The following is a 16,236-nucleotide window of genomic DNA, read 5'->3' on the forward strand; positions in this document are numbered from 1 at the left end:
TAGATTACATAACCTATTAATGGAGGGATATTATAATGAAGAAGCCTGTAGATGTAGAGAAAAATAAAGAAAACTATTTGCAATTTATTGCGAATCGTAAAAATCTGATTTTGAGCTTAATAGATGACGAAGGAAAACCTTTTATCAGCTATGCTCCTTTTGTTAAGCATGAAGGCAAACTTTATATTTACATTAGTAAGATCGCCGAACATTACAGATATATGGAAAATAATGAGTTTGTAGATGCGCTTCTAATTGCAGATGAGTCTGCGACGAATAATAAATTTGCAACGGAACGTGTGCGGTGGAATTGCACAGCAAGCAATATCGGGAATGACGGGCATGAGGAGATCTTTGAATTGTTTAATGCTGATCATGGGGCGGCAATGGTGAATTTGCTGCGTGGATTGGATTTTTCACTTTTTGAATTGACACCTGTCCAAGGGCGTTATGTTGTTGGTTTTGGCTTGGCCTTTGACATCGACGTAGATGCGAACCTGTTCAATCATGTGGTGATCGACAAGAAAAAAGACGAAGAAGCCACTGTACAAGGGAGCAAATAATCTATGACTTTCACTTTAGTGTTGCCAATCTGGCAAGCGGTACAAACGCGATTTCATAAAATGGTGAAGGCATTGCCGGAAGAGGATCTTAACCTTAAGCTAGGGAACTCTACGATTGGGGGATTAATTCAGCATAATGCGGAAGTTGAGTTTATGTTCGCAGAGTGGTTTTTTGCAAGACCTAATCCTCTAGGCGACAAGGCAGCATATTCTACATTGAATGAACTCGTTGATCTGCTGACTGTTTCCAATGAGAATCTAACTGCTGCGATGCAGGAATTTCCGGAAGAAGCGTGGCATGTGAGTGTGGAGTCGGCTTTTGGCACATCTACACCGCTTGAAGCGATAGGCAGGCTTATGTATCATACAGGCATTCATGCCGGACAGATTTCTCTTATACAGAAAAATGCAGTCCGAAGTGAAGTGAGTAAATTGGGAAATGATTGATGAGAAAACGGCAGAAATGTCGTTTTTTTTGTGCGTAAATAAGGAGTTTTTAAAAGGGAGCTTGGTTACTTGTTGACGTTTTTTTGATGTCCCTTGATGTCCCTTGATGTCCTTTTGATGTCCTCTGCTGCCTCTGGATTTGGTATAATGTAGGGGATTATAAGGGGGCGCTGATTATGACAGAATACTTGCGAGGCCAAATTGCTAAAATGGCGAATGTGAATATGGAGACGTTAAGGTATTATGAAGAGCTCGGATTAATTAGCACTCCCTTACGTTCAGAAGCTGGTTATCGTCTTTATTCGGATGAGGTGCTTAGCCGACTTGTTTTTATACATAATGCTAAACTGTGTGGTTTCACTTTAAAGGAAATCAAGAAGGCACTCACTAAATCTGAAAGCAGCGGCATTAGCATAGATGATTTTGTAACTGTTGTGGATAAGAAAATGGATCGAGTTCGTGGCGAAATTGATAAACAGGAAATAAAACTAACAGCCCTCGCAGATTTGAGAAAAAATTTGTTAGCCACAGATAAACATCCAGGCGTACAGTCCACGCTCGAAATCCTAAAAATGGATTCTTAACTTGACCTTGTAGTCTCCTACAGACTTTACAATCTGAGTTGAAAAGAATTGTAGGAGGGATTAACGATATGGAAAAGTCAAGTACAGAGCAGCTTGCAGCGATCAAAGATTATCTGCGACAAAGCAAGCGATTGGATAGCAAGTCTATCGGGCAAATACGGCAGGAGATGGCCGCGACGGCTGCGAACATGCCCATTCCTACGGATGTTATCGTCGAACGGGTCATGATTGGGCCCGTAAGTGGAGAGTGGATTATTCCTGTGAAATCTGCTCCACCCGCTGATGAAGTGATCCTTTATTTCCATGGTGGGGGTTTTATTTCTGGGACTTGTGAATTTTATCGAGATTTGGTTACACGAATTGCAAAAGCTAGTGGTAAGAAAATCCTAATCATTGAGTATCGCTTGGCACCAGAATTTACTTATCCGGCTGCTAACGAAGATTGTATAGACGCTTATCTGTGGCTGCTCGCGAATGGATATTCTGCCGGGAATGTCGTGCTTGGAGGGGATTCTGTTGGAGCCAGCCTTGCGCTGATGACGTTGATTACTTTACGGGATGCGGGTGTGGAATTGCCGGCGGGTGCTTTTTTAATCTCGCCGCATACAGATCTCGTCCATTTGGATGGTGAATCGTATCTGAGTCGAGCGGAGTTTGATCCAACAGGCAGCATAGAAGGAAATAAACGAATAATTGATGTTTATCTAGGTGCTCGGACAGAACTAGCTCCTATATTATCTCCTTTAAGGTTGGATTTGCAGGGATTACCTGATTTACTTGTTCAAGTAGGCGACCACGAGGTATTGTTAAGCGATGCAACGAGGTTGGCTGAACGAGCACAAGCCGCGGATGTTCATGTAGAACTGGAAATATGGGAGAACATGTGGAGCGTCTTTCACTTTTTAGCTTATATGCTGCCAGAGGCGCAGGAAGCGATCGCGAATGTCGGTAAGTTTGTTAGAACGAGGCTAGATCGGATTGAGCAAAAAAGCAGCTGATGTTGCCCGCCTTCTTGAGAGATCAAGGAGGTTTTTTTGGCGAAATCGTTAGGTTCGCAGAAGGTGGATTGCTAGATGCTGGGCTTCTTCATCGTAACGGACCGTATTGCAGCTATTTGCTCAATTTAGCGTGTTTGGCTAACTTTTCGGACTGCATAGCTCTTATTGGCACATAAGAACGCCGAAGAGGTGGGGATTTGGGTGGATAGCTGCATTTGAGTCCGATAGCATGGTGAATTACGGTGATTTTCGGAAATAAGGGCTCCTCAGTCCGAATTCATGTAGGAAGGGGGCTACGGAGAATTAGACACCAGACGTGTATCTAAGTTTATTAAATGGGTGTGAGTATATACTGATAATGATTTAACGAATGACAAAGTGGCAATATTGTCAGTTCGTTTTTGAACATGATATGCTATGATAATTACCACCAGAGATAGAGCGAGGGGAATACATATGTCGAATGATCTTCCATTATCAAAAGAAAACATTTTGGACGCGGCTGAACAAGTGCTCCGGCGTTTTGGCCCGGACAAGACTTCTGTTGTTGATGTAGCGAAGGTGCTTAAAGTAAGTCATGGTACGTTGTATAGACATTTTTCCAGTAAATCTGCTTTGCGAGAAGCAGTAACCGAAAGATGGTTGCAGTATAATATTTCAGAGCCTTTAAAGAATATTTCAGAGCATTTTGATGGGAATGCCAAAGAGCAGCTCCGATTATGGATGGACACGCTGATTCGTAGTAAACGCACCTATGCTGTGGATGATGCCGAAATGTTTGCTATGTACGCAGCTGTAACTTTAGAAGCGGTGGATATGATTACCCTACACGTAGATCAATTAATTGGGCAAATTGCAGGCATTATTGAAAAAGGCATACAATCCAATGAGTATAGAGTGGTGGAACCAGTGGTAACGGCTAGAGCAATTTTTAATGCTACTTCGCGGTACCATCATCCAGCACATGCTATAGAGTGGCAGTCGGCTACGATTGATCAGGATTTCGCCTCTGTTTGGGATTTGCTCCTTTCCGGGATTTCTTTGTAGCATCTAATTAAAACCTTCTGATGTTCAGGAGGTTTTTTTGTGTCTTATAGGGGTATAAATCCCGTAGATTAGTCTGAATCGAGCGACTTGCAGCGAATGAGCGGTATAAATCCCGTAGATTAGTCTGAATCGAGCGACTAGCAGCAGATGAACGGTATAAATCCCGTAGATTAGGCTGAATCGAGCGACTAGCAGCGAATGAGCGGTATAAATCCCGTAGATTAGGCTGAATCGAGCGACTAACAGCAGATGAACGGTATAAATCCCGTAGATTAGGCTGAATCGAGCGACTTGCAGCGAATGAGCGGTATAAATCCCGTAGATTAGGCTGAATTGTGCGAGTTGCAGCAGATGAACGGTATAAATCCCGTAGATTAGTCTGAATCGAGCGACTTGCAGCGAATGAACGGTATAAATCCCGTAGATTAGGCTGAATTGAGCGACTTGCAGCGAATGAGCGGTATAAATCCCGTAGATTAGGCTGAATCGAGCGACTAGCAGCGAATGAACGGTATAAATCCCGTAGATTAGGCTGAATCGAGCGACTGTTGCAAAATATGTGAAAAGCGAATTAGAATGACAAATATTAAAAAATGTCACTTGTAATTTGTAATCGATCGATTTATAATCAGACCAACAAGAAGGACAAAGTAATAGGAGGAATAAATATGAACCACAATTTAGCTGGAAAAGTAGCATTAGTAACAGGTGCATCGAGAGGCATGGGCCGGGAGATTGCGGAGAACTTGGCACAACAAGGTGCGAAGGTGGTCGTTAACTATTCGAGTAACCCCGGCAAAGCCGAGGAAGTCGTAACCGGTATTAAGCAAAAGGGTGGAGAGGCCGTTGCTATTCGGGCAGACATCAGCCAGGTGGCAGAACTTGAACAGTTATTCCAAACCACACTAGAAGCCTATGGACAACTCGACATTCTCGTCAATAACGCTGGTATTATGATCACGAAGCCGATTCTAAATATGACAGAAGAGGATTTCGACAAGCAGTTTGCGATTAATGTGAAAGGCACCTTTTTTGCTTGCCAGCAAGCAGCTAAATATATGAATGATAACGGACGGATTATCAATTTTTCAACTTCCGTTACGGGTCAAATGTTCCCGACCTACAGCGTCTATGCAGGAACTAAGGGAGCAGTAGAACAAATCACTCGTCAGCTGGCCAAAGAATTTGGACGAAAAGGAATCACTATCAATGCTGTTTCACCGGGACCTGTGAATACGGAGTTATTTACCGTAGGGAAATCAGCGGAAGAGATTGCGACCGTGGGAAATATGAATTCCTTTGGACGTTTAGGCGAGCCTGAGGATATCTCAAACATTGTGTTGTTCTTAGCCAGCAAGGAATCACAGTGGGTTACAGGGCAAACGATCCGTGTGAATGGTGGATTTATTTAAGCTGGTGGCTAAAGGGATCTTTTTAATAGCTGAATGTGGTCAATCCTTCTAATATGAATGTAAATAAAAGGAGGAGTGAACCATGACGCAGATCATCTGCTCACCAACTAAATATATACAAGGACATGGTGAAATTCGTAAGTTGGGAGATTATTGTTCGCAGCTTGGAGCGACAAGAGCTTATGCCATTATTGATCCTTATATTTTCTCTGTGTACAAAAAAGAGATCACATACAGTTTTGAAATGAACGAAATGCCGCTAGTAATGTGTGAATTTAAGGGCGAGTGCAGCCGTAATCAAGTTAATGAGATAGTAACCGCACTTGGCTTGAAGGATGCCGAGGTCATTATAGGGATTGGCGGTGGCAAGACCTTAGATACGGCAAAGGCAGTAAGCCACATGAGTAACCTCCCGGTAGTTATTGTACCCACAGTAGCTTCAACGGATGCACCTTGCAGCGCTTTATCAGTGTTGTATACGGTTGAAGGAGACTTTGACTGTTATCTTCCATTAAAAAGAAATCCCGATCTGGTTATCGTAGACGTCGATATCATTGCCAAAGCTCCTGCAAGATTGCTTGTTGCTGGAATGGGTGACGCGTTGTCTACTTTTTATGAAGCAAGAGCTTGCCGAGAATCTGGGGCTATTACCCATGCAGGTGGGACTAGCACAATTGCAGCCCTTTCATTAGCTCGTGCCTGTCTGGATACCCTTCTAGCAGAGGGTGAAACGGCATTAAAAGATGTTAAGCAAGGCATTACCTCTCCTGCGGTGGAACACATTATTGAAGCCAATATTTACTTAAGTGGCATTGGGTTTGAAAGCGGCGGACTTGCTGCGGCGCATGCGATTCATAATGGATTGACGCTGCATGAGGAATGCAGGAATACTCTTCATGGTGAAAAGGTTGCTTTTGCTACGATCGTTCAGCTTGTACTGGAGAAAGCACCATATGAAGAGATTGATCAGGTGATTGATTTCTGCAAAAAAATCGGCCTTCCCGTTACTCTCAAAGATCTTGGGATTACCAATAAGGATATCGATCAGTTGATGACTGTAGCTGAAGCTAGCTGTTCTAAGGATAGCCCCATCTGGAATATGCCAATTGAAATTCAAGCACTGGATGTGCTGGAAGCTATTCTTGCCGCAGACGCACGGGGACAATAGAAAAAACTCGACTGTAAATTATTGCGAACCTTCCTCGTACATATTTAACCTTCGTGAACCAAACAATGAGAACAATTGTTTAAGACGAAGGAGGCGTTCCTCTTGATGAAGGACAGTCGAAGTTTCAAACGTTATTTACTGATTTGGATTGCTGTTGCTGCTCTAATGGTTACTTTAATCGGTTCCGTGGTACCGTCTGTTTCAGCTGCCGAGTCCAGAGACAACCCTACAAACACACCAAGTGAAGAGAAGGCATCTCGACGTAATAAGGTCGTAATTATTATTGACGATTTCGGCAATGACATGAAGGGGACGGATGAAATGTTTTCACTGCCGATTAAGCTTACGGTGGCGGTCATGCCCTTTTTGCCTACATCTGTGAAGGATGCCACACGCGCGCATGAACGCGGAGATGATGTTCTTCTCCACTTACCGATGGAGCCGCGCCAAGGTAATCCTAAATGGCTTGGACCAGGAGCTGTACTGGCCAAGATGTCTGATGAGGAAGTCCGTCAAAAAGTAGAGGCAGCACTCGATAATGTGCCTTATGCTATCGGCATAAATAACCACATGGGCTCTAAGATTACCGGGGACGAACGGATTATGGGTGTGATCTTATCCGTGTGCAAAGAGCGGGGATTGTTTTTTGTGGACAGTAAAACCAACTACCGTTCTGTTGCTGGCAATATGGCTTATCGAATGGGGCTGCCGCGTGTAGAGAATCATATCTTTTTGGATGATACACACACAGCCAATCATGTCCTGAAACAAATGGGCCTCGTAAATAACCTGGCGAAGGATCAACGATTCTGCGTAACCATTGGTCATGTTGGTGTATATGGAAAAGAAACCGCCGCAGGCATCCGCAGCGGTGTTGAGCAAATAAAAGATGATGTTGAATTTATAGGCATTTCTGATCTAGTCAAAAACGAAATGAACTGGAACTCCAATCCTACACTTCCATAAGATAAGCTACTATGCCGCCAGCAATCGCTTCTGCAATTTCTTGTTGCCCTTTAGGGGTGCATAGCTTTTCGCGATCTGTCGGACTGCTTACAAAACCCGCCTCAACAATTACAGTTGTGGCGGTTATTTTGTTGAGTAAATAAAAGGGCTTACCCGGTCTTGTCTCAGCACGGATATTATAGAGACTGTTTAATTGTTGCTGAATGGTCTGGGCAAGGATAAAGCTGCGGCCTTCTTGGCGATATAATACAAGCGGACCATGTTTGGAAGGAGAAGGTGCCCAGTTAACATGGATGCTGACCACTACGGTAGCTGGTAATGTCTCAGCCAGTTCTTTACGCTGGGCAAGATCGCGCAGATGTCGGGATTTACTGCGCAGCCAGCGGTTCTCATCACTTGGGGCATAATCTCCATTACGATTTAAGGCAACATCAAATCCATCGCTGCGCAGCAGCAGAAATAATCGGCGTGAGATATCTAATGTAATATCCTTCTCAAGAATGTTGCCGTAGGAAGTACCTCCGTCGATCCCCCCATGTCCTGCATCAATTAAGATCATACGGTGGCCGTGGCTTAAGAGATGCTGACGTTCATCATTCACTACGGGTTTGGATGGAGTTGCAGAAGCATATGCACTCCCCACAAACAGCATTAGAAGTCCAACTGTAGTTAAAGTAATACGTAAGCCGCATATTGCAGCTGCTGTCTTGGAATAAGCTTTATTTCTCCCATTGTTCAAATGAACTCCTCCTTGCATGTGAATAACCTCGTGCCCTAGATTCTTTGTTAGATTGTGCTTTAATAGGTAAACCTATTCGAACAATCCGGGACAAGAGTTTAGATATATGCTCGCTGGTGCACACTAAGAGCATGGAACGACGCTGGTTATCTTAATTCACTTATAATGTAGGAGGTGTTACAAATGGCTTCCGGCGGCGATGAGCTTGTAAAGTATATCACTGAGAAGGTAGTTGTTTATATCGAGGATCCGCGTGCCATTCATGCTCGAAGAGCGGCTACTAAGCAGCCGTGGTCACAGAAATGGTTCGGTATGCTTCCGCTTGGTTGGTCGATCTGGCGAAGCAAATGGAGCCACAGTGATAAGGATTGAATATCACAAATAACAAATAACAAATAACCTTCCAGTGCCTAATCGAAGGTGGCAGCGGAAGGTTATTTGTTATGTTTATTTATAGATATTTTTGTCGGGCAGCTTGTGCAGTGTTCCGATAGCCTGCAAGGCAGTGAGTGGCAAATACCGTCTTCCTTCTGGCCCTGATGCTGCGTAAACGGTAGGCATGTTGTTTATTGCTTGTGTTTTATTCGAAGCAGGCAACCAGTTTTGATAACCTGTAATCATAAAAGGGGCCCCTACGATATCATTTCGACCAGCGGCTTGATAAGCGATACTTTCCTTGGGACGAATCAGTGCGGCGATATTGTCACCGCCTACAGCAAGCAGTTTTGGGGAGGTCAACCACATGATATCTTTATAAGGATCATCTGTTCCCCCGCTTTGATAGGCAGAAAGCGGCGACAGGTCAGTAGTTAAGTTAGTGATTACATCCGTTTCTGTCTGCTGCCCTTTAAGCACTTCTTCCGCTTTACTGAGCGTCCATGGTAAAACTTGGGGTACGGAAGCATTGATAAAAATCGTCTTATCGTCAATGGCGATTTTCCATACGGGTAGAAGTGGTGCATATAAGGCTGTAAGTTTTATTTTGCCTGTAAAAGATGAAGGTATAAGTCCTTCCTGCACCAAAAATTGGCGCAGTTCTAATAAACTATAGGGGAGACCGTAAGTGCCAGCTCCATATTCGCTAAGCATATAACCACCTTGATCCGTAGCGGAAATGATCATGTAACCGATCCGCTGTTCACCTTTCATAACGTTGACAAGCCAGCTATGAGTACCTGGACCCAGAGGATAATATTCTATTCCTGCGTCCTTCCAGGCTGTAAATGGAGCTTCTGCTGCGAGCTTGTTCAGTGTACTCTTGGCAAATTCTTGGACCGTACCGGGTGAAGGTAAGATGTCCATCTGCAGTACAGGTATCAAATCCTGTGTGACTGAATCAACTACACTTACTCTGGAAGCGGCAAGCGCAGAAGAGGAACCGGAGCTCGTTGCGATGAGTCCGATGCATAGAAGCAGGAGGAAGCAGCTTTGACCTGCAAGAAGCAGCCTCCGCCGTACACTTATTTTCATGGCGTCGTTCACCTTTCTTTGTTATGAAATATCAGAAAGTATAAGCTTCCTTTTTATTGTAGAGGACAAGCTATAAAAAGGCTGTTGCTTGCTGTCGCGCCGGAAGGCGGAAGTTCTCTTGTTTTTTTGCCTGCTTTTAGCGAGTAGGGTCGCATTCTATAGGCTCCGCAGATGAAACAGTCCATAGGTTACCGCAGAAACTGCGATTTGCGGCTCATATTGCCAAATGGTCTCTTGGCGACGACGGTTATACTGTTCTTGTGTCGCTAGGCGTTTTTCTTCATCAGGCTCCTTCAACAGCTCTCCATAATAGACATCAATGATGTCCAGCTCAACCCTTAGCCGCTCACGCGCCTGTTCTGCCCAAGTATAGTCCAGTTCGGCTAGCTGAGCGGTTAGATGAGTTTCCAATAGTTCGGTAGCGGCTGCTACTGTCATTTCATAAGGCTGGATATGCACATTTTCCGGCAAGCGTGGCATCATCTCTTTTGTGGAAACTTTTGCATTAAAGTCATCAATGATGGTTCCCTTTGTTAGGGAGATGCCAAGATAATGGAGTTCTTCACGTTTCAAATCGCAGCTCATCTCCACTTTATAGCAGACACTAAGCCATGGTTCGTAAGCGGCAGAGAAAAGCGTGTTTCGCTGCCTGCTGCCCGGGTCCTCAAATAAATAAAGGCATTTCCCTTCGTCCCTAGCGGCGTTCCAAATTTGTTGCAATCGCTTGCTTCCGTAAATAATATCCTCTCTGCGGATCATCCCGGGTCCAATTCGTGGGAGTGCCGGCACAATGCCGAAGTAGCGGGCTAGGATACTTTCCTCCGGGTCAGTAGATGGAGCATTCACTGCTTCTGAGCCCGGGGAGGCGGGTTCGAGTAAGTCAGCGCTGGCCTCTGCATCGTTTGTTACACCTGTAGTTAGGCTTCCGGTGACAACTTGATTCAAAATGCCAGCACTACGATTTGCAATGGGGGGAACCTCTACAGCAGCTTGACTGTCGTATTTTTCCGGATCAAAAACAAAGGTGAAAGAAAGGGTCTCAGGATCTACACCTGTGCGCTCCACGAATCCCCAATAATACGGCCGGTCGGTGAGCATTTTGTCAGCTCTAGGTGATAATTTCACAGTTACGTGAAGGGGCGAAGCCTCAATGATGGAGCATTCAGTGGCTTCAAGATAGTCCATCACATGCTTGCGTACTTCCTGTGCGGTGAGGGTCATGTCGCAGTCTCACTTTCTTTTTTAATACCCTGTGTCAATTCACTGAGGGATTCACCAATATGGTCCAGCTCATGCCGCAATTCTTCGTCGGAGCGGGATTCGAGCATGATTTTGTATAAACTTTTCTCCAGCGATTCCTTCTTTTCAAAACGTTCCAGGATTACATCCAGCCCGCCAATCACCATTTCAAACATATTGATTTTCTCATGCAGCAGATGCAGGATATGTTCTTCAATCGTGCCTTGCGTAGACAAGTTGTAGATCACTACGTCATTTTCTTGCCCTAACCGGTGGACACGGCCGATACGCTGCTCCACGCGCATGGGATTCCAAGGCAGATCAAAGTTGATCATATGGTGGCAAAATTGCAGGTTTATCCCTTCACCACCGGCTTCCGTAGCAATCATAACTTGAGCCCGGCCGCGGAAAAGATCCATCATCCAATCTTTTTTACCACGGTTCATCCCGCCGGAATAAGAGACACACATCAGCCCATGTTCACGGAAATACTGCAGTAAATATTCTTGAGTTGCGCGATATTCCGTGAAGACGATGACCTTTTCATTCATTTCTTGAATGAGTGCTAAGGTTGTTTCAGCTTTAGTGTTTGTTTTAACAGTACGGAGGGTTTGTAGTAGCTCCATCATCCGGTCTCTTTTTGGTGAATCCGTAGGCAGCTTTTTGATCAAATTAACTAAAGTGATAAAGACGGCATCCCGGCTGCTGCACACCTCACGTTGAAGGGTTACCAGAGAAAGCATGCTGCTAAGATTGCCGCCGGATTCCTGATACTGGTCTTTGACAAAGGAAGTAACACTGTTATACAAATCTTTCTCTTCTTGGGAGAGAACTAAGGGAATATTACGGACTTTTCGTTTCGTGAAATTAACTGGACCTTCACCACGGCGATTGCGGATCATGACCTTCGAAAGCTCGTCCCGCAGTTGACCTTCATTCTTGGGCTGGCGTTTATCAACCACGAAATTCGAGGAAAAATCGCCCTGATTTCCAAGTTGCCCCGGCTTCAGTATAGTGATCAGATTAAAGAGTTCGCCCAGATCATTCTGAACGGGAGTCGCGGTGAGCAGCAGGCAATATTTTTTGCGTAATTGCTGTACAAATAGATAATTGGTCGATTTTTTATTCTTCAGCTTGTGAGCTTCATCAATGATCAACATATCGTATTCATTTTCCAGCAGGATTTCCTTATGCGGATCGCGTTTGGCGGTATCCATCGATGCGACGACTATGGCGTTACCCCAAGAATAGGCTTTTTTCTGAGCGACAGCAGTGATGCCGAATTTCGCATTCAGCTCACGAACCCATTGCAATACTAGAGAAGCAGGTACGAGAATAAGCACTTTGGAGACAAGACCGCGTACGAGATATTCTTTGAGCACCAGTCCTGCTTCAATGGTCTTGCCCAGTCCAACCTCATCTGCAAGAATCGCGCGGCCTGACATTTCGAACAGAACCTTATGCGCTGTATCCAGCTGATGGGGAAGAGGGGACAAGCCGGATAAATGCTTCATACATTGCAGCTCATCGAAGCTCGTTACTAGACCTGTTTCCTCTCCTTGTACGGCAAGCTTAGATAAACGGTAGTCTCCCCATGGGCCGCCCTTTTCCAGTTTGAGCTCCAGATCTTGCAACCAATTCCGGTCAAAAGAAAGAGGAACAGGCAGTATCGGCGCGGGTGTTCCCCCTTGCTGGGGTAGAGAATTACGGAATAATTGCGTCATAATGCAGCCTCCTCAAGCTCGGATTTATATCACCATTCGTAAGAGTAGTATGCTCGTAAACGAGAGAATTCATAACCTCTTATTTTTCACGATAGCCTTTAAAAAAGAGAGCAAGAGCGAGAAAAAGCAGCAACGTTTGCGATAATTCGGCAACTTGACTCTATTTTCGAATAAGACCTTCGATACAATATGTGGTATAGTTTAAAAGCTGACGCACACAATATATTGTGACAAAAGCTTGAAAATGTATTTTTTATAGAGTGCTTAGCTGGTATTTGTTATTGACAAGATGAGCTTCCTACATACACCTGTTAAGCAGTGGAGGATGGTAAGGGAGTTTTTGTTGTGGGCCCATACCTTGGACCGGAAACTAATATCTACTACACATGCGGGAGGTTTTTTTATTGAGTAAAGTGGAACGTAAGCAACGCCTTGAAGGGCTAAGTGAAAAAATATTTTTGGATCGTTATGCTTGGAAGGATGCAGACAGCAACAATGCTAAAGTAGGCGATGTTGTATTGGTGCTGACCAAAGATGATCCGAAGTTTCCAACTAAGGAAGTCGGAGAAATTGTGGAGCGTAGTGGTCGAATCGTAACTGTAAAGACACGTAGTGGCGAGCTTGTGAAATCGGATGTTGAAAAGTTGACCCTTAATATAGAAAAAACTCCTGAGGAAATGTGGGACCGTCTATCCACAGCGATGGCTTCTGTAGAGAAGACACCTGAGCTTCAAGCGGAATGGGCAGGCAAATTCCGTTCAATCCTGGATGATTGGAAGCTTGTACCGGGTGGACGTATTGCGGCTGGTGCAGGTGCTAGTGAAGAATTAACATTGTTCAACTGTTATGTGATTCCCTCTCCAAAAGACAGCCGTGGCGGCATCATGCAGACATTGTCTGAAATGACGGAGATTATGGCCCGTGGTGGCGGTGTGGGCATTAACCTGTCTTCATTGCGTCCTCGTCGTGCGATTGTTAGAGGGGTTAATGGTTCATCCAGTGGTTCCGTATCTTGGGGCGGTTTGTTTAGTTATACTACGGGGCTTATTGAGCAAGGCGGCAGTCGTCGTGGTGCGCTCATGCTAATGATTAATGACTGGCATCCCGATGTTGAGGACTTCATTACCGTGAAGCAAACGATGGGCCAAGTCACTAATGCTAACCTTTCGGTATGTGTGAGCAATGGTTTTATGAAGGCTGTAAAAGAAGATCTGGACTGGGATCTCGTATTCCCGGATACAACCGATCCTGAATATAACGAAATGTGGGATGGCGATCTCGACAAGTGGAAAGCTGCCGGCAAAAACGTTATCCATTATCGCACCGTAAAAGCGCGTGACGTGTGGCATACGATCATTGAATCAGCATGGAAATCCGCTGAGCCGGGCGTCGTATTCATGGAATACTATAACCAGATGTCTAACAGCTGGTATTTCAACCCGATTATTTGTACGAATCCGTGTGGAGAGCAAGGCCTGCCAGGCTGGGGAGTCTGCAATCTGTCTGCGGTGAACCTGTCCAAGTTCTACGATGAGAAAAATCATGATGTAGATTGGGAAGATCTTGCGACTACAACACGTTATTCGGTCCGTTTTCTGGACAATGTAATTGATAAAACACCTTATCATTTCCCGGAAAATGAAGCGAATCAGAAAAAGGAACGCCGCGTGGGTCTCGGAACCATGGGATTGGCGGAGCTGATGATTAAATTGAACATCCGTTACGGCAGCCCGGAATCGTTGGAGTTTCTGGACAAGCTATACGGCTTTATGGCTCGTGAAGCCTACCTTGCATCGGCAGAAATTGCTGGAGAGAAGGGGTCCTTCCTAGCTTTTGATACCGAAAAATATTTAATGAGCGGATTTATGAAAAATATAGTCGAAGCGTATCCAGAGGTTGCCGAAGCAATTCGTGAACACGGTATGCGTAACGTTACAGTGATTACACAAGCACCTACAGGTAGTACAGGTACAATGGTGGGGACTTCTACGGGAATTGAGCCTTATTTTGCCTTCAAATATTTCCGTCAAAGTCGTCTTGGCTATGATGAACAGTTTGTTCCAATCGCTCAAGAGTGGCTTGAAGCTCATCCAGGTGAAGAGCTGCCGGACTACTTTGTAACTTCGATGGATCTGTCAGCTAAAGATCATATCCGTGCGCAAGCAGCGATCCAACGCTGGGTAGATAGCTCCATTTCCAAAACAGCGAACTGCCCGTCTGACTTTACGGTTGAAGAGACGGCTGAGCTATATGAAATGGCCTTTGATCTAGGATGTAAGGGTGTTACGATCTACCGCGATGGAAGCCGTGATGTTCAAGTCCTGGAAACCACGAAGAAGGAAGACAAAAAAGATACCGCAGCTAAAGAAGCCGCTCCGGTTGCGGCAGAGGAAGCTGCAACTACTGTAGAAGCAAGTACAAGTGTTGTAGCAGCAAGTCCAGCGCCTCAAGTGACTACAAAAGAGGCGGATAAACAATACAAAAAACGTCCGCAGGTTCTGCGCGGCGCTACCTATAAAATCAATACACCATTTGGGATGGCATATATTACGATTAATGACCTTGATGGAATACCGGCTGAAATCTTCCTGAATGTAGGTAAAGCAGGTTCTGACGTCTTTGCTATGGCAGAAGCATTAGGCCGTGTCTGCTCCTTGTTCCTCCGTTACGGAGATCATGGTGAGAAAGTTGAGCTGTTGATTAAACATCTGAAAGGCATTGGCGGATCAGGAGCTATCGGCTTCGGCGCGAATCGTGTTGAATCCATTGCTGACGCTGTAGCTAAGGCACTGGAATCACATGTGCTGAACAATGCTCATGATGATCATGTACCTGCTCCGATTGCAGCAACTTTGGAGCTGGAGGATTTCAATGAAGCGTTAAATGCGGAGATAAAATCGAGCGTTCCGTCAGCTACGGAAGATGGACATGGTGGTCATCATGGACATAATCACTCTACGGCTTCCCGTGACCTTTGCCCATCCTGCGGCAGCGCCTCGCTGATTAATATTGAGGGCTGTAAGACTTGTGGCAATTGCGGGTATAGTCGTTGTGGGTAAACGTTAGAGCCAATAAGTGTTTTATGGGAAAACTAGAAATGTGACTATGCATAGCTACTAAAAGCAAGCGATCATCGAGAGGAAGTGTTAATCTTTTATCTCAATGAATCGCTTGTTTTTTTATTATTGATGATGTTCATTAAGAGGTTTTAACTATATGAGTTTGATAATTAGTGTAATTCAAAAGGGAAGTATAATTGTAGAAAAAGATAAGGTTGGAATTGCGATTTGGTAAGTAACAACGTATTTACGCGGTGTGTCTGGTCTGTGAACTCGTGTCTAGCTAAGCTTTTTAACACAAAAAACACGCGTACTTGTCTAACAAAGGTACGCGTGTTTTTGTTATTCCACTACGAGAGGAATTATTTCTACATATCTAAATTTTTGAATGCGTAAGGCAATAAATCTCTTAAACTCAGCTCTAAGATTTCTTTTTTCTCATTGGTTAAATAGACAGGCATGTCAGGCAAACAGAATTCCGATAATACTTGTCTGCAGATACTACATGGCGGCAGAAAATCCATTGTGTCACCTGCTACAGCTATAGCCTGAAAATCACCTTTAGTATAGCCCTTTGTAATAGCCGTGAAGATTGCTGTTCTCTCTGCACAATTAGTAGCGCCAAAAGATACATTTTCTACGTTTACTCCATTAATAACATTTCCATCTTTAAGCAATAAGGCTGCTCCAACTGGAAATTTAGAATAAGGGGCATAAGCAGCTTTCTTTGTGTTACGTGCGCTTTCCATTAATTCTTCTTTATTCATAATACTCACCCTTTTTAAATAAGAATGAACCTTTCGGTCCCCTTATCGCCAAC

General features: G+C 44.5%; 16 protein-coding genes. 10 read left to right on the top strand and 6 right to left on the bottom strand.

Going from position 1 to position 16,236, the window contains the following annotated elements; translation table 11 throughout:
• Positions 1-35 precede the first annotated feature (35 nt).
• The 5 genes from MKX34_RS10925 to MKX34_RS10945 all read left to right on the top strand — a co-directional run bounded on the left by MKX34_RS10925 (position 36) and on the right by MKX34_RS10945 (position 3,639).
• Positions 36-563 (top strand): pyridoxamine 5'-phosphate oxidase family protein, encoded by a 528-nt coding sequence (locus tag MKX34_RS10925; protein ID WP_076296912.1) that lies wholly within the window; start codon positions 36-38, stop codon positions 561-563.
• 3 nt (positions 564-566) lie between these two features.
• Positions 567-1,010 (top strand): DinB family protein, encoded by a 444-nt coding sequence (locus MKX34_RS10930; RefSeq protein WP_076296913.1) that lies wholly within the window; start codon positions 567-569, stop codon positions 1,008-1,010.
• Between the two features lie 176 nt (positions 1,011-1,186).
• Positions 1,187-1,594 carry a MerR family transcriptional regulator gene (locus MKX34_RS10935; protein WP_076296914.1) on the top strand — a complete coding sequence of 136 codons (408 nt, stop codon included), beginning with the start codon at positions 1,187-1,189 and terminating at the stop codon, positions 1,592-1,594.
• 68 nt (positions 1,595-1,662) lie between these two features.
• A complete protein-coding gene (locus MKX34_RS10940) occupies positions 1,663-2,592 on the top strand; it encodes an alpha/beta hydrolase (RefSeq protein WP_076296915.1) in 930 nt (309 codons plus the stop codon).
• A gap of 456 nt (positions 2,593-3,048) precedes the next feature.
• Complete coding sequence (locus MKX34_RS10945; RefSeq protein WP_076272631.1) at positions 3,049-3,639, top strand: TetR family transcriptional regulator; 591 nt, start codon at positions 3,049-3,051, stop codon at positions 3,637-3,639.
• Positions 3,640-3,663: 24 nt separating this feature from the next.
• Here the strand turns inward: MKX34_RS10945 and MKX34_RS10950 are convergent, their stop codons facing one another.
• Positions 3,664-4,239, bottom strand: a complete 576-nt coding sequence (locus tag MKX34_RS10950; protein ID WP_143763744.1) for a hypothetical protein — start codon at positions 4,237-4,239, stop codon at positions 3,664-3,666.
• A gap of 68 nt (positions 4,240-4,307) precedes the next feature.
• Between MKX34_RS10950 and MKX34_RS10955 the strand changes: the two genes are divergently transcribed.
• The 3 genes from MKX34_RS10955 to MKX34_RS10965 all read left to right on the top strand — a co-directional run bounded on the left by MKX34_RS10955 (position 4,308) and on the right by MKX34_RS10965 (position 7,185).
• Positions 4,308-5,051, top strand: coding sequence for an SDR family oxidoreductase (locus MKX34_RS10955; protein WP_076296916.1), 744 nt, complete (start codon positions 4,308-4,310; stop codon positions 5,049-5,051).
• Between the two features lie 82 nt (positions 5,052-5,133).
• Entirely contained in the window at positions 5,134-6,219 is a 1,086-nt protein-coding gene (locus MKX34_RS10960) for a glycerol dehydrogenase (protein ID WP_076296917.1), read from the top strand.
• A gap of 105 nt (positions 6,220-6,324) precedes the next feature.
• Positions 6,325-7,185 carry a divergent polysaccharide deacetylase family protein gene (locus tag MKX34_RS10965; protein ID WP_076100825.1) on the top strand — a complete coding sequence of 287 codons (861 nt, stop codon included), beginning with the start codon at positions 6,325-6,327 and terminating at the stop codon, positions 7,183-7,185.
• On the opposite strand, the gene MKX34_RS10970 is transcribed toward MKX34_RS10965, so the two are convergent.
• The gene (locus MKX34_RS10970; RefSeq protein ID WP_235219580.1) at positions 7,172-7,924 is read right to left on the bottom strand and encodes an N-acetylmuramoyl-L-alanine amidase; all 753 of its coding nucleotides are present in this window, start codon (positions 7,922-7,924) and stop codon (positions 7,172-7,174) included. The genes MKX34_RS10965 and MKX34_RS10970 overlap by 14 nt on opposite strands.
• A gap of 183 nt (positions 7,925-8,107) precedes the next feature.
• On the opposite strand from MKX34_RS10970, the gene MKX34_RS10975 reads away from it, so the two are divergent.
• A complete protein-coding gene (locus MKX34_RS10975) occupies positions 8,108-8,296 on the top strand; it encodes a YqzE family protein (RefSeq protein ID WP_036689445.1) in 189 nt (62 codons plus the stop codon).
• 75 nt (positions 8,297-8,371) lie between these two features.
• Here the strand turns inward: MKX34_RS10975 and MKX34_RS10980 are convergent, their stop codons facing one another.
• The 3 genes from MKX34_RS10980 to MKX34_RS10990 all read right to left on the bottom strand — a co-directional run bounded on the left by MKX34_RS10980 (position 8,372) and on the right by MKX34_RS10990 (position 12,357).
• A complete protein-coding gene (locus MKX34_RS10980) occupies positions 8,372-9,394 on the bottom strand; it encodes a hypothetical protein (RefSeq protein WP_076296918.1) in 1,023 nt (340 codons plus the stop codon).
• 156 nt (positions 9,395-9,550) lie between these two features.
• Positions 9,551-10,615 carry a YqhG family protein gene (locus tag MKX34_RS10985; protein WP_076140954.1) on the bottom strand — a complete coding sequence of 355 codons (1,065 nt, stop codon included), beginning with the start codon at positions 10,613-10,615 and terminating at the stop codon, positions 9,551-9,553.
• Positions 10,612-12,357, bottom strand: a complete 1,746-nt coding sequence (locus MKX34_RS10990) for an SNF2-related protein (RefSeq protein WP_076296919.1) — start codon at positions 12,355-12,357, stop codon at positions 10,612-10,614. Before MKX34_RS10990 ends, MKX34_RS10985 begins: the two co-directional genes overlap by 4 nt.
• 386 nt (positions 12,358-12,743) lie before the next feature.
• Between MKX34_RS10990 and MKX34_RS10995 the strand changes: the two genes are divergently transcribed.
• Entirely contained in the window at positions 12,744-15,416 is a 2,673-nt protein-coding gene (locus MKX34_RS10995; protein ID WP_076296920.1) for an adenosylcobalamin-dependent ribonucleoside-diphosphate reductase, read from the top strand.
• Between the two features lie 368 nt (positions 15,417-15,784).
• On the opposite strand, the gene MKX34_RS11000 is transcribed toward MKX34_RS10995, so the two are convergent.
• Positions 15,785-16,183 (bottom strand): cytidine deaminase, encoded by a 399-nt coding sequence (locus MKX34_RS11000; protein ID WP_036689594.1) that lies wholly within the window; start codon positions 16,181-16,183, stop codon positions 15,785-15,787.
• Positions 16,184-16,236 lie beyond the last annotated feature (53 nt).

Origin of the sequence: Paenibacillus sp. FSL R5-0636, from assembly GCF_037974255.1 — a bacterium.
Classification (GTDB): Bacteria; Bacillota; Bacilli; order Paenibacillales; family Paenibacillaceae; genus Paenibacillus_AQ; species Paenibacillus_AQ odorifer.